This window comes from Paenibacillus sp. GP183 (genome assembly GCF_900104695.1).
In the GTDB taxonomy this organism is placed as follows: Bacteria; Bacillota; Bacilli; order Paenibacillales; family NBRC-103111; genus Paenibacillus_AI.
In genome coordinates this window covers 3380746-3395349 of the sequence record NZ_FNSW01000001.1, presented here as the reverse complement: position 1 = coordinate 3395349, position 14604 = coordinate 3380746, and the positions used below count along the sequence as shown (strand labels likewise).

General features: G+C 46.7%; 13 protein-coding genes. 10 read left to right on the top strand and 3 right to left on the bottom strand.

The window, feature by feature from the left end; translation table 11 throughout:
• The first annotated feature begins 26 nt into the window (after nucleotides 1-26).
• Nucleotides 27-1706 (top strand): glycerol-3-phosphate dehydrogenase/oxidase, encoded by a 1680-nt coding sequence (locus tag BLV33_RS16735; RefSeq protein WP_090794147.1) that lies wholly within the window; start codon nucleotides 27-29, stop codon nucleotides 1704-1706.
• An 89-nt stretch (nucleotides 1707-1795) separates the two neighbouring features.
• A complete protein-coding gene (locus BLV33_RS16730; RefSeq protein ID WP_090794145.1) occupies nucleotides 1796-2011 on the top strand; it encodes a hypothetical protein in 216 nt (71 codons plus the stop codon).
• A 70-nt stretch (nucleotides 2012-2081) separates the two neighbouring features.
• Here BLV33_RS16730 and BLV33_RS16725 read toward each other — a convergent pair whose 3' ends face one another.
• Complete coding sequence (locus BLV33_RS16725; RefSeq protein ID WP_090794143.1) at nucleotides 2082-3314, bottom strand: aminopeptidase; 1233 nt, start codon at nucleotides 3312-3314, stop codon at nucleotides 2082-2084.
• An 88-nt stretch (nucleotides 3315-3402) separates the two neighbouring features.
• Here BLV33_RS16725 and BLV33_RS16720 point away from each other — a divergent pair, with 88 nt between their 5' ends.
• The 3 genes from BLV33_RS16720 to BLV33_RS16710 all read left to right on the top strand — a co-directional run bounded on the left by BLV33_RS16720 (nucleotide 3403) and on the right by BLV33_RS16710 (nucleotide 7936).
• A complete protein-coding gene (locus BLV33_RS16720) occupies nucleotides 3403-5055 on the top strand; it encodes a glutamine--tRNA ligase/YqeY domain fusion protein (RefSeq protein ID WP_090798984.1) in 1653 nt (550 codons plus the stop codon).
• Nucleotides 5056-5251: 196 nt separating this feature from the next.
• A complete protein-coding gene (locus tag BLV33_RS16715; protein ID WP_090794141.1) occupies nucleotides 5252-6337 on the top strand; it encodes an AI-2E family transporter in 1086 nt (361 codons plus the stop codon).
• A gap of 21 nt (nucleotides 6338-6358) precedes the next feature.
• Nucleotides 6359-7936 carry a phospholipase D-like domain-containing protein gene (locus BLV33_RS16710; protein WP_090794138.1) on the top strand — a complete coding sequence of 526 codons (1578 nt, stop codon included), beginning with the start codon at nucleotides 6359-6361 and terminating at the stop codon, nucleotides 7934-7936.
• Nucleotides 7937-8060: 124 nt separating this feature from the next.
• On the opposite strand, the gene BLV33_RS16705 is transcribed toward BLV33_RS16710, so the two are convergent.
• A complete protein-coding gene (locus BLV33_RS16705) occupies nucleotides 8061-8321 on the bottom strand; it encodes a GlsB/YeaQ/YmgE family stress response membrane protein (protein ID WP_090794135.1) in 261 nt (86 codons plus the stop codon).
• Nucleotides 8322-8641: 320 nt separating this feature from the next.
• Here BLV33_RS16705 and BLV33_RS16700 point away from each other — a divergent pair, with 320 nt between their 5' ends.
• From BLV33_RS16700 to BLV33_RS16680, 5 genes are all read left to right on the top strand, one after another.
• A complete protein-coding gene (locus BLV33_RS16700; protein WP_090794133.1) occupies nucleotides 8642-9268 on the top strand; it encodes a GntR family transcriptional regulator in 627 nt (208 codons plus the stop codon).
• A gap of 244 nt (nucleotides 9269-9512) precedes the next feature.
• Nucleotides 9513-10640 (top strand): ABC transporter ATP-binding protein, encoded by a 1128-nt coding sequence (locus BLV33_RS16695; protein WP_090794130.1) that lies wholly within the window; start codon nucleotides 9513-9515, stop codon nucleotides 10638-10640.
• Complete coding sequence (locus BLV33_RS16690; protein ID WP_366414820.1) at nucleotides 10640-11293, top strand: ABC transporter permease; 654 nt, start codon at nucleotides 10640-10642, stop codon at nucleotides 11291-11293. Before BLV33_RS16695 ends, BLV33_RS16690 begins: the two co-directional genes overlap by 1 nt.
• A gap of 27 nt (nucleotides 11294-11320) precedes the next feature.
• On the top strand, nucleotides 11321-12205 hold the full coding sequence (locus BLV33_RS16685) for a glycine betaine ABC transporter substrate-binding protein (protein ID WP_090794127.1): 885 nt from the start codon (nucleotides 11321-11323) through the stop codon (nucleotides 12203-12205).
• A 287-nt stretch (nucleotides 12206-12492) separates the two neighbouring features.
• Nucleotides 12493-13353 (top strand): DUF72 domain-containing protein, encoded by an 861-nt coding sequence (locus tag BLV33_RS16680; protein ID WP_090794124.1) that lies wholly within the window; start codon nucleotides 12493-12495, stop codon nucleotides 13351-13353.
• 63 nt (nucleotides 13354-13416) lie between these two features.
• On the opposite strand, the gene BLV33_RS16675 is transcribed toward BLV33_RS16680, so the two are convergent.
• Nucleotides 13417-14604, bottom strand: a complete 1188-nt coding sequence (locus tag BLV33_RS16675) for an MFS transporter (protein WP_090794121.1) — start codon at nucleotides 14602-14604, stop codon at nucleotides 13417-13419.

The window sequence follows — 14604 nt, the reverse complement described above, 5'->3', positions numbered from 1 at the left end:
CATATACAGGGAGGATAAGAATACTTATGGAAGCTTTGTTTTCGGGATTGGACAGAAAAGAGATCTTACAGGAAATGAATGGCCAAACGTACGATTTACTCGTCATCGGAGGCGGGATTACCGGGGCAGGCATCGCTCTTGATGCCCAAAGCCGAGGGATACGCACAGCGTTGGTGGAGATGCAGGACTTTGCGGCCGGAACTTCCAGTCGGTCAACGAAGCTCGTTCATGGCGGATTGCGTTATCTGAAGCAGCTTGAAGTGAAGATGGTAGCGGAGGTTGGCAAGGAACGCGCCATTGTATTTGAAAACGGCCCGCATGTCACTACGCCGGAGTGGATGCTGCTGCCCTTTTATGAGGGAGGCACCTTCGGTAAGCTGACAACTTCTTTGGCGCTGCGGGTGTACGACTTTCTAGCCGGGGTGAAAAGAAGCGAAAGGCGCCAAATGTTCTCTACTGAGGAGACGCTCAGGCGCATACCTTTGCTCAAAAAGAATGGACTCAAAGGCGGCGGTCATTATGTGGAATATCGCACGGACGACGCCAGGCTTACTATAGAAGTGATGAAAAAAGCGGTTTCTTTCGGAGCTAAAGCCGTCAATTATGTGAAGGCCGAGGAATTGATCTATGAAGATGGCGTTGTTGCCGGAGTTCGAGCCGTTGATCAAATCGATGGAAGCGTCTATTCGATTCGTGCTGCCAAAATCATCAATGCGGCAGGTCCTTGGGTGGACACGCTGCGGGAGAAAGACAAGTCCAGACAGGGCAAGACACTTCATTTGACCAAGGGTGTTCATCTGGTTTTTGATCAGCGGCGGTTTCCTCTCCATCAGGCGAGCTACTTTGATACACCGGATAAGCGGATGGTCTTTGCGATTCCCCGCGAAGGAAAAACGTATTTGGGGACTACGGACACCAACTATAACGGCGACATTGTGAATCCGCGCATGACCGAGAAGGACCGTGCTTATCTGCTGCATGTCGCCAATGACATGTTCCCGAGCCTGCTGCTGACGGAAGCGGATGTAGAGTCCAGCTGGACCGGATTGCGTCCGCTGATTCACCAAGAAGGCCGAGATCCTTCGGAAATCTCGCGCAAGGACGAGATTTTCGTTTCCGCCTCCGGCCTCATCTCGATTGCCGGCGGCAAGCTGACCGGCTACCGCAAAATGGCGGAAACGGTCGTGAATCAAGTGGCCGACATGCTGATGCAGTCGGGCCATTCATCAATTCCGGCGAGCGGCACGAAGCATCTGCCGATCTCCGGCGGGGACATGGGCGGCTCGGCCCAGTGGCCGCACTTTGTCCGCGACAAACTAGCGGAGGCTGGGCGCCTCGGCTTGTCCGACAAAGAGGCGGAGCCGCTGATTCGCCGATACGGCTCCAACGTAGAGGCGGTATTCGCGCTGCTCGAGCGACATCGCTCTGATGCGGAGGCAGCGGGTCTGTCCGCTCCTCTGTATGCGGCTCTCATCTATTCAATCGAGCAGGAAATGACGGTGAAGCCGGTGGATTTCTTCATTCGGCGCACGGGAGGACTCTTCTTCAACATCTCCTGGGTGCGGCAATCGAAGGATGCGGTCATCGCCTATATGGCTGATATGTTCCAATGGACGGAAGAGCAGACTCGCAGCTTCACCGATGATTTGGATCTTCAATTGCACTATGCTGTGACTCCACTGGAGGCGGCTAGTGATCATGAGTGAGTAATTGTAAAACATACAGATGAGAGTTATATTGGCAACCAACATTTATATGTATAATGAAATGAATAATCATATAAAGGAGACCGAACATGGCACAGAACAACAGGTTGGTCACCGATCAGGATTTCAAAGAAGCCATGGAACGCGAGGTGCGAATTCGTGTTTTTCAAGACGATCATGTCGTGGGTTCGGGTGGGATTGTTACCCGTTTTGATGAAGCCAGCATCGTGATCCTGGCCGGTGTCAGTGAGCTTACCTATTATTCTAGAAAGCTCTGTGAATTTTTCGAGATGAAAAAAAGATAAACCGAAAAGAGGAAGGAGCCCGCCGACAGCATTTGGAGGGTTCCTTCCTTGTCTCACTGGTTTTCCCGCCTTATACCCAATTCCCATTGCGGAACAGTGGCTCACGGGTTCCATCCTCGGTGATGCCGTCGATATCCAGCTCGGCCGAGCCTATCATGAAGTCAACATGAGTGATACTGGAATTACTGCCCTGCGCTTCCAACTCTTCCTTGCTCAAGGACGTTCCGCCTTCCAAGGTAAAGGGATAGGCATTGCCAATGGCTAGATGACAGGATGCATTTTCATCGAACAGGGTATTGTAGTAAATCAGATTGGAGTTGGAAATCGGCGAATCGTTAGGCACAAGCGCTACCTCACCCAGGTATCGTGCGCCTTCATCCATGTCCAGCAGCTTGTCCAGAATATCTTCGCCTTGCTCGGCCGTGGCTTTTATAATTTTCCCATTCTCAAAGGTGAAGCTGAAGCCATCAATTAAAGAGCCGTTGTAGCTTAACGGCTTGGTGCTTCTTACAGTACCGTTCACGCCTGTTTTATGCGGCATTGTAAATACTTCCTCAGTCGGAAGGTTTGGCACATAGAAGACGCCGTTATCGGCTGTGCTTCCCGCGCTGACCCACTGATGCTTTTTCGGCAGTTCGATGGTTAAATCTGTACCGGGAGCGCGGTAATGCAGCTTTACATACCGTTTCTCATTCAGGTAATTCATCTTGTGCACCAGAGTATCGATATGCTGCTGCCAGGCCTCAACCGGATCTTCCGCGTCAACTCGGGTCAGCTTGAAAATCTGCTCCCACAGCTTAGCCATTCTCGTTTCCTCATCCAGCCCGGGAAAAATCTGGGCGGACCATTCCGGAGTGGGGACAGCCACAATGTTCCAATTGATTTTATTATTTCGGAGGTAATTGAGAAATCCGTTCCGGGCTAGGGCCGCGGCTTTGTTCGATTTGCCAATGCGCTCCGGGTCGATACCCTTCAGGATCTCTGTATTCGGTGCTACTATTTGAATGAAGGCCGCACCTTCGCGAGCAAGCTCTTCAAAACCGTCCGCTTTCCATTTCATCGGGTATTCGTTCAATGCTTCTTCGGGAGCATAGCGCAGGCGAATGGCTTTGGCTTCATCGTCCTCCCAATCGAGGATCACGTTTTTGGCGCCTGCTTCGTAAGCCTTTAAACTGACTTTACGGGCAAAAGCCGCACAGGAAACCGGCGTCATAATTACAAGAGTTTGACCGTCTTGCACATTCAGGCCTACTTTTACAGCAAGCTCTGCATATTTCTCAAGGTTTTGTTCGAAGCGGCTCATCGGGATATCTCCTTTATATTTGAATCAAATTTAGTGTATGATAGAGAGTATTATTCACATCGAGAGAGAAAGGTTGGGTCCGGCGCCTATGGAAACCAAAGCTGCACCATCTAACTTCATTAAAAACATTGTAATTGAAGATTTACAATCTGGCAAAGTTCAAAAGGTTGTGACCAGATTCCCGCCCGAGCCTAACGGGTACCTGCACATCGGGCATGCCAAATCGATTTGTTTGAATTTCGAACTGGCGAGTGAATTCAAAGGACATGCGCATCTCCGATTTGACGATACGAATCCGGTCAAGGAAGACATCGAATACGTAGAATCGATCAAGCAGGATGTAGCTTGGTTAGGCTTTCAATGGGACGGCTTGTTTTTTGCTTCGGACTATTTTGATGAAATGTACAAGCGTGCTGTTATTTTGATTCGAAAAGGGCTTGCTTATGTAGATGATTTATCAGCCGATCAAATCCGTGAATCTCGCGGAACGTTGACTGAGCCGGGTAAAGACAGTCCATACCGAACGCGCACTATAGAGGAGAACCTCGATTTGTTTGACAGTATGCGTCAAGGCGAATTTAAGGACGGAGAAAAGGTGCTGCGCGCCAAGATCGATATGGCTTCACCCAATGTGAATCTGCGTGATCCGGTTATTTACAGAGTGGTTCATGCCCATCATCATAATACAGGGGATACCTGGTGCATCTATCCGATGTATGCTTACGCCCATCCGCTCGAGGACGCCATAGAAGGCATTACGCACTCGATTTGTACGTTGGAATTTGAAGATCAACGGCCCTTCTACGATTGGGTTGTTCGCGAGTGTGAAATGGAAAACGTGCCCAGACAATATGAGTTCAACCGCTTGAACATCACGAATACTGTAATGAGCAAAAGAAAGCTCAAGCTGCTCGTCGACGAGCAGGTCGTGGACGGGTGGGACGATCCGCGGATGCCCACCATCTCGGGCCTGCGCCGCAAAGGCTACACACCTGAAGCGATCCGCAATTTTGTGCGGGAAACCGGCGTCTCCAAGGGCTACGGTATCGTGGACGCGAGAATGCTGGAGCATTTCATTCGCGAGGACCTGAAGGAGAAGGCGCCGCGGACGATGGCGGTGCTCAAACCGCTTAAGGTCGTCATCACCAACTACCCGGAGGGTCAGGTGGAGATGCTTGAAGCGGAGAATAATTCAGAGAATCCGGAGATGGGCAGCCGCCAAATCCCATTCTCCCGTGAGATTTATATCGAGCAGGACGACTTCATGGAAAATCCGCCGAACAAATATTTTCGGCTTTTCCCCGGCAATGAAGTGCGGCTCAAAAACGCCTATTTCATTACATGCAATGAATTCATCAAGGACGAGGAAGGCAATGTCGTTGAGCTGCACTGCACCTATGATCCCGAGACTAAGAGCGGCAGCGGATTTACCGGCCGTAAGGTGAAGGGAACCATTCACTGGGTCGAAGCGAAGCAGGCTGTACCCGCCGTTTTCCGGCTGTATGAGCCGCTCATCCTGGATGAAAATGATGAGGACGGAGCATCCTTCCTCGAGCATCTGAATCCGAATTCGCTGGAAATTCTGCATGGCTACGTGGAGAATAACATGAAGCAGGTCAAGGCGCAGGACAAATTCCAGTTTTTCCGCCATGGCTACTTCAATGTAGATTCCAAGTATTCGGCAGAGGGAAGTCCGGTGTTTAATTTGATCGTCTCTTTGAAAAGCTCATTTGAAGTTTAATGCAATCTCATTGCTTTCCATAATTTCAATCCGAAGAAGGAGTCCTCGCGGCTCCTTTTTTTTGCTTTTGATTAGGTTAACAGTCAAATGGAAATAACTTCCTAGTGGGGGAAATCGCATAAAATTGCTTTCAAAGTGATTCACCTGAAGGTCATGTAGGTTATTTACATCCATAGCTATGTCTAGGGGGATATGTATGATTCCGCAAAGCCGGTTTTTTAAAGTATGCCTGGGCATCATCATGCTGCTCTTGATTATCTTCCTGACATCCAAGATTAATTTCATCTTCAAACCCTTATTCGCGCTATTTAATGTATTGATCGTGCCCTTTATGCTGGCCGGTTTTTTTTATTATCTGCTGAGGCCGGTCATGAATTATCTGCTAGCTCGAAAAGTGAACAAAGTTAGTGCGATTCTCATAATCTACTTGTTTTTAGCCGCCTTATTCATGCTATTTTTTGTTGTGGGATGGCCAGTGCTGCAGACGCAGATAACCAATTTTATCGCAAGCGCGCCAAAGCTGATTCAGGATTTTCAGGGACAAATCAAGGTCATGCTGCAAAATCGTCTGATCTCCATGGTGGTCAGCAACGAGGCGGATCTATCGGCGAGATTGTCCGACTATTTAAATAGAGGTCTCAACACCGCGTCCAACTATTTCGTGAATTTCGTATCCGCAATAACCAATTTTTTCATTGTCATCGGTACGGCCCCCATCCTGCTTTATTACATGTTAAAAGAAAGCGATCATATTCCTGCCTCGATAATGCATATCATCCCAAAACGCTATCAAAAAATTGGGAAAGAAATGATCCTTGAAATGGATTCGGCTCTAAGCGGTTTTATTGTCGGGCGGGTCATTATTACCAGTTTATTGGCAGTGATGATGTATATCGGCTTTTTAATCATAGGTCTGCCTTATCCTTTACTGCTGGCCTTAGTCTCTTTTATTTTGAATATAATTCCGTATATCGGTCCGATCCTGGGTGCCATTCCGGTACTCATTGTAGCTTTTATCATCTCCCCGACTATGGTGCTTTGGTCGCTGATTGTGGTGATCCTTGCCCAACAACTTGAAAGCAATGTGCTAGCTCCCTATATTTATGGGAATCGAATGGATATCCATCCGATGACGACTATTGTTCTTCTGCTTGTTGCAGGAGATATCGCAGGGATTTTGGGCGTGATTCTGGCGATCCCGGCCTATATGATTGTAAAAATCTTGATCGTGCACGCGTACAAATTATTCTTTGCGGAAAAAATGGAAGAGTTCATCGAATAGTGATCGGGAGGAAAATTACCTATGGAGTGGAGTCAGGAAAAACAACAAGTCATCATAGATTTTTTCAATTATTACAGCTCCAGAGGGCCGCTTGAGGTCTTGACTGAAGATGAACAAACGATCAGAAGCATCGCGGCATTAATGGGATCGGTGGAAGTATTTAGCCGCTACCGGCAAGAGCTTGGAGGTTGTTTTACCTCCATGGAAGAACTTGAGCCATTGCCGGGAAACAGCCAGGAGCTGGTTTCAGCATTGGTGCCGCTGCTTGCGCAATTAAATGTGGAGAAATTGAAGGTGCTCACACCGAAAACAACATGGGGCAATCAGGTGGATGCTTATGTGAACGGACCTTCTAATTTAAAAGTGATTTTGGAAGAAATCAAACATGCAAAGCAATACATACACTTCACGATGATGCTCTTTTTTAACGATAGGTCGGGGAACCTGGTTATGGATGCGTTTTTGGATGCTCTCGCCAGAGGCGTTATCGTCAGGGTTATGGTCGATTACGGGATTACCAAATTGGGGTATGGAAAGAAGCCGGAAGTCGGTGATTTTAAATTCTTGGCGGACAAGCTGGAGGCTGCAGGCGGTAAAGTGCTGGATTGTTTTGATAATTGCTACAATAAACTGGATTGGACCCGGAAACGGGAACAGCTGAAGAGACAAGGAGCGGAGGATGGAATCTTGTATCTTCAGGACTTGGTCCAGGAAGGAATTAGTTCCGATCTGAATATTGTCAACCATCGCAAATTCATTGTTATCGATGGGGTAACCTCGATCATCGGCAGTCTGAATATTGGTGACCAGTATACTTATGAGACACCACTTGCAGCATCAGAGGGACAGCAAATTGATGGCAGAACGCTGGGTATTCCTCGCGAAGATGAGCAGTGGCATGACGGATGCTTTCGGATTAGGGGCGAATTTGCTCTGCCGCTCAATCGGCTTTTTCAAGCCCAATGGCTCGTACTCGGCGGGGACTTTTTTGATCCGGACGACCACTTTCATTACCCGCCGATGGACCGCCAATTTGGTGAGGAGCAATGTTCACTTCTGGCGAGCTTCCCAGGCAATCCAGTGAATATGATCAAGCAGTATTTTCTTGATCTGGTGACTTATACAGAGGATGAAACTATCATTGTAAATCCGTACTTGATTGATGAAGACTTCTGGAAATCGATTCAAAGTCTGGACAAGGAATCGGCAAGTCGACTTACGCTATGCAATTCATTAGAGGTCAACGACCATTTGACGAACAAAGCTGCAGTGCGCAGCGGAATGTATAATCCCAGCAAAAATGGAGTTGCATTCTTTGATTACAGTCAGACGGGACGGTTTTCGCATTGGAAGATCACCTATGATAAACGAGCCCATTGCGTGCTGCATGGCTCCTATAATTTGAATATGCGGAGTGCATTGCATGATTTCGAAGCCGTAGTATTGGTCAAAAGCAAACCATTCGCCGAAAAAATCAAAGCCATGATAAGCTATGACCTGCAGGTTTCCGAGAAAATTACGGATGCTTCGGCATTTTTTAAATATCCTTTTCTGCATCCTAGCAGCTATTTGAATGATTTGTCCCGATACTTTACTTAAAGGTAACCTTGTACAAAATAAAAGACCGACTGCACCAACCAGAATGGTTGCCAACCGGTCTCTGTCGAGAGCACCATCAAGGATGGTTGCAATCGGCCTCTTGCCGTTTTGGTTAAATCAGGAATTAAACTCGGCTGCTGCGCATACCTCTGAACACAAGACCAAGCAGGAATACGAACAAGGCTGCACCGATAATAGCTGGAATGACCGCGAATCCACCGATAACTGGACCCCAGGTTCCAAGCAGGAAATGACCTAACCATGCTCCTACAAAACCTGCAATAATCGATCCGATAATTCCGCCCGGCATATCGCTTCTAACGAGCGCATCCCCAATCCAGCCGATAATAATCGCCATGATCACTGTAATAATGAATCCCATCATGTTACTCACGCTCCTTGTTATTAATAATGATGTTCTTGTTCCTATGTATATAATACCCCTTGCATTCAGGAGTGAAACGATTACAGCCGCAGCTCGCTTTTTAACAGGGGATGGAAGCCGCTCCAAACATGAGCTAAAAGCAATGCCTTGTAAGGGTTACAACGCTTAGCTATCAAATTTCAACAAAATATACCCTGTACTCCATATTTATGCTAAAATACAAGAGTGTTTTTATGGTTAAAAAAGGATTGACGGTAAACACAATAAGGCGGTCACGCAGCTTTTTCACGAATCATTTGTACAAATAAGGGGTAGGAACAATGCAAGAGATGGCCGGATACAAGTCGATAGCGCTTGATATTGCCCAAAGAGTTGTAAGTGGGGAATTTCCTGTTCAAAGCAAAATTTCCGGGCGCTCCCTATTGGCAAGCCAATACCATGTTTCCCCTGAAACGATTCGCAAAGCAATTGGTCTGCTGAAGGATGAGAACATCGTTTCCGTTTCACAAGGAAAAGGGATCGAGATCATATCGGACCAAAATGCTTATGACTACATTACCCGCAATAATTACCTGAAATCGGTTTATTTCCTCAAACAGGATTTGCAGCAGTTGTTGATACAGAAGAAGGAAATCGACAGCAAGTTTGAGGTGCTGATTAATGCGCTTATCAATGCTTCCGATCAATTGCAAAACCTGAAGCCATATAATCTGATAGAAGTCAAGGTGAGTGATCATTCTCAAGCATTGGGTAAAACCATAGCAAATCTTCAGTTCTGGCAAAATACAGGAGCGACCATTGTCGCGCTGCGCAGGGGGACAAACGTCTCCATTTCTCCAGGCCCCCATGTTATTCTCAGAGAGAACGATGTTCTTGTTGTAGTGGGTGACGGTCAGGTTCAAGAAAGAACCAATCATTTTATCAATGTATGGCGACCTGAAGAATAATTTAGGAAAAATTTAAGGGACTGTCTTTGGCATTTTTATGCCGGGCAGTCCCTTTTATTTTCCTCGAGAAATAGCTTCCATATTTATACAAACAACTCTTAAATTAAAATAAAGTTGTCATCTTTTGTGTTCATTTGCTATAGTATGTAATATTCAATTCATCCTTCGGCTTAATCTCAGCTGCTTTCTCGATAAGGTGGATTGAACAAAATGTTCATCAAAAAAGATGAGAAGGAGGTCAGGCATGCTTAAATTCGATCATGTCAGCAAAACGTATCCCGATGGCTTCCGGGCGGTTAATTCGATGAATTTTGAAATAAAAGAAGGGGAACTCATCGTCTTCATAGGTCCCAGTGGCTGTGGAAAAACAACTACCATGAAAATGATCAACCGTTTGATACCGTACTCGGAAGGAACCATTAGCATCAGGGGCAAAGACATCACCAAAGAAAATGTCGTGGAATTACGACGCAATATCGGCTATGTCATCCAACAAATCGGACTTTTCCCCCACTATACAATCGAGGAAAACATTTCCCTGGTCCCTCAGCTTAAAGGCTGGAAACCGGCCAGGAGGAAGGAACGCGCTCATGAACTGCTTAAAATGATTGGTCTTGAACCTGCCCAGTTTGCCAATCGCTATCCCCGCGAACTGTCCGGGGGACAACTGCAAAGGGTTGGAGTTGCCCGTGCCCTGGCAGTCGATCCAGAGATTGTACTGATGGATGAACCCTTTGGTGCCTTGGATCCGATTACCCGGGAACAGCTTCAGGATGAACTTCTCCGCCTGCAAAAAACGGTCAGGAAAACTATCGTTTTTGTAACGCATGACATGGATGAAGCCTTGAAATTAGCTGACCGAATCGCAGTTATGAAGGAAGGCACTTTGCTTCAGCTGGATACTCCGGAGAAATTGCTTCGAGAGCCGGCTCATGGTTTTGTAGAAACGTTCATTGGAAAAAACCGGATATATCAGAATCCGGACTTTATTTCCATCAAGGAGATTATGCGTGAAAATCCGGCGACTGCCCTGCCTTCGCTTTCTCCGGCAAGAGCCCTGTCCCTGATGCGGCAAAGGAGAACAGACACTTTGCTTGTAGGCGATGAAGACGGAAAACTAGCGGGTATTGTCTCTGCCTATGATCTCCAAACTCAAATGGAAGGAATCAAAGCAATCCAGGAAATCAGCCTGCCGGCAGACCTCAGCCTGCATGAGTCAGCAACGGCCAAGGACGCGCTAATCGCAATAACCGGGGCAAGATTCGGAATTATTCCAGTCGTTGATGATGGCAATAGGATTATTGGCATTGTTACCCGATCAAGCTTGTTAACGGTATTTGCGGACCATTGGGCGGGAAGGAAGGAAGCCTGATGAACCAAAGTTTATGGGAGCAGCTTGTCAAACAGTTCGATATGCGCGGTAATGACCTTTGGTACGCTGCGTTCCAGCATATCGAGCTCGTCATCATCTCCATGGCCATCGCAATTATAGTCAGTATCCCGCTTGGCGTTGCAATTACACGTCTGCCTTATTTGAAAACCTGGATTCTGGGCGGGGCCGGCATTTTACAGACGATCCCCAGCCTCGCCTTGCTAGGCTTTATGATTCCTATCTTTGGGATTGGGATGAAAACGGCCATTGCGGCATTATTTTTGTATTCTCTATTACCGATCGTCCGAAACACCTATACGGGAATACAGGATGTGGACCGAGCCATTATTGAATCCGCACAGGGGATGGGACTTACGAACTTGCAGATTCTGTTTAAAGTCGAACTGCCGCTTGCCCTTTCCGTTATCATGGCCGGTATTCGTACCGCTACTGTTATCAATGTGGGTACCGCCACATTGGCGGCTTTTATAGGAGCAGGGGGGTTAGGCGATTTTATATTCCTGGGCATCACTCGAAATATTGACGCCTTGGTGCTCCTCGGTGCACTGCCGGCAGCAGGTTTAGCCTTGGTTCTTGATTTCTTATTGGGGTTCATGGAGAAGTTGACGAAACCGAGGGGGTTGAAAATTTAAAGATCGGTTGGGAGGACTAAGAAAAAAATGAAAAAATGGATTGTAACTTGTCTATCGATGATTTTAATAACAGCTCTTGTTGGATGCAGTACGGGTAAGAGTAAAGAGGTCATAACAGTCGGCTCGAAAAATTTCACGGAGAATATCATTCTGGCCCATATGATGGCTGACATTATCGAACAAGATACCAGCCTGAAAGTAAACCGTAAAGTGAATTTAGGCGGCTCCAACGTGGCATGGAAGGCCCTTTTGAATAACGACATTCAGTTATATCCGGACTATACCGGCACGATAACGGCCAATTATTATCAGGAAAAAACGGGCAATTCCGAGGAAACTCTTAAAAAAACACAAGATCTGCTCAAACGTGACCATCTTGTGTTTTCCAATAAGTTCGGCTTCAATAATACCTATACGTTGGCCGTTACCAAAGAAACGGCGGACAAATTCCAATTAAAAACCTTCAGCGACCTTGTAAAAGTGTCCGGGTCATTGCTGTTGGGCTGTGAGTTTGAATTTAAAGACCGGCCGGATGGTTATCCCGGACTACAGAAAGCATATGGGATGAATTTCAAGGATGTCAAAGGCATGGATCACGGCATCATGTATCGCTCTTTGACCGATAAGCAGGTTGACGTTATCGATGCCTTCTCGACGGACGGTCAGATAAAAGTAAATAATCTTGTCGTATTGGAAGACGATAAAGCCTTCTTTCCGCCATATGACGCGGGGCCGCTTGTCCGCGATGATATCTTATCCAAGCATCCGGAGATCAAGACAGCCCTTGGCAAACTCGAAGGTCAGTTGACGGAAAAAGACATGCAAGCGCTGAACGCGAAAGTCGATACAGAAGGCTTGAAGGAGGAAACCGTCGCCCGCGATTTTTTAAAACAAAAGGGGATACTGAAGTAGACTGTATAGCAATAGTTGGAACCCAAGATACAAAAGCCGCGGATACGTTTCATCATCCGCGGTTCTGATAAATACGGGGACCAGTCGTTTTAAAATTACCTCTTCTACTTAATTTTTCTTGAGTGGTATACTCCACAGACAATTCAGGAGTGAAACGATTACAGCCGCAGCTCGCTTTTTAACATGGGAGGGAAGCCGCTCCAAACATGAGCTAAAAGCAATGCCTTGTAAGGGTTATAGCGCTTCGCTATCATAGAGGTAATGAGAGCAAAAAGGAAGGTTTTAAAATGATCTATATCGGTTTGGCCGGCTGGGGTGATCATCATTTGGGAGAAAGCGGCAGAGGCAAGCTGACAACTTATACCGGGCATTTTCCTATTGTTGAGCTGGACAGCTCTTTTTATGCGATTCAGCCGGAAAGAAATATGCGCAAATGGAACGAGGAGACGCCTGAAGGCTTTAAATTTGTGGTCAAAGCTTATCAGGGGATGACAGGCCATTTACGGGGCGGACAGCCTTTTGCCAATGATGGACAAATGTTCAAGGACTTTGTTTCCTCGATCCAGCCGCTCCTGGAAACCGGCAAGCTGTTGGCCGTGCTTTTTCAGTACCCTCCCTGGTTTGAATGCAGCAAAGAGAATGTAGAGAATCTCCGTGAAGCAAAGGAAAGAATGGAGTCTATTTCAACCAAGGGAAATGGGAAGGAGATTTCGCTGGCACTGGAATTCCGGCATCAAAGCTGGTTTGAAGGGGACATGCGGGAACGAACCCTGTCTTTTATGAAGCAGGAGGGTTGGATACACAGTATCTGCGATGAACCTCAAGCCGGGATGGGTTCCGTTCCAATCGTGCTCGAATCCACACATACGGATGCAGTAATCGTTCGTTTTCATGGAAGAAACGTGAGTGGATGGACTCAAAAGGGCAGAGATAATTGGCGCGAAGTCAGATACCTGTATCGTTACAGCACTGAAGAGCTGATGGAGTGGAAGGAACGATTGGAACTTTTGCAAAAGCAGGTTAAGGATGTTTTTGTGATCTTCAATAATAACTCCGGCGGCGATGCTGCGGGTAATGCCAAGCAATTGATGGCCATGCTTGGCATAGATTATGAGGGGTTGGCCCCTCGGCAGCTGGATTTGTTTTAATCCGAGTTTTCCCCCCAGAGTTTCTAAATGCTTGTAAGGCAAGGGTGCCTTTTAACCACATCGTTAAATTGCTTTTTTTACCCTATCCATCGGGTTGCGTGTTTTTGCGGTTGCTGCAATTTGAACAATAATCATCAGTAGGGTTATGAAAATCATTGCAAAAACGGCAGAAGTAAAGCTGTTGGTAGCATCATGAATCCAGCCCAACATGATTGGTCCAGCCGCACCAATCACATAACCGACAGATTGTGCCTTCGCTGACCAGGCAGCAGCTTCATGGTGGTTACCAGTAGCTTCGATTGGAAGAAGCAGGTTTAAGGAAAACAATCCGGCTGCCCCAATTCCAATAAATGCAGAAGCCAACCATGGTTCAACTTTGAATACAAGTAAGATCAGACCTAGCAGCTCGATCAAGGATTCGATAACCAACCACAAGCGGCGGGATGGAAATTTCTTCAACACGATAGGGAGGACCAAACTTACAGGAATTTGAATAGCTACAAATATGGTTAAAGCATTTGCCGCGTAAGATTTCGTGTATCCCATGCCTTGGATAATTTGAGGAAGCCAAGCAGTAAACGAGTAGAATAATATGGCCATTAGACCAAAGGACAAGGTGATTATCCAAGCTTTACCACTCCCCCATGGCAATTTGGATTTCATGGCTCCGGATTCAGTGTGAGCCGACTTTTTCACTTGCAGATTGACGAACAACCACCAAATAATAGCAGCGATGAATGCAATAATGGCCCAGAATGCAAGGGAGCCTTGCCAGGAATGGAAGATTTCCTGTAATGGTATTGAAAGCGAAGAACTCATGGCAGCACCCAACGTAAGCGCAACTGTGTATACCGCAATCATTGACGGAACGTGTTTTGGAAAATGCAGTTTTATGAAACCGGACAACAGCGGACCTATCATTGCAATACCGACTCCTGCAATCAAAGCTGTGATGAGCAGAAGGGTTACCGAATGAGTGAACAAACGAATAACGGTACCAACTCCAATAACAAGCAGGGACAATCCAATAATCCGTTCAAGTCCCCATTTACCGCTCGCTTTAATGGCAATCGAGGGGAAAATTCCCATGCACAGTACTGGAATCGAGGTTAACAAGCTAGCAACGGCTGCACTCATTCCAAGTTCTGCATTAATGTTTCCGAGTAACGGGGCAATCGAGTTAATCGCAGGGCGTAAATTAAGTGAGGCAATAAATAATGCTATAACCATCAGTAGAACGTTTTTTTTCAT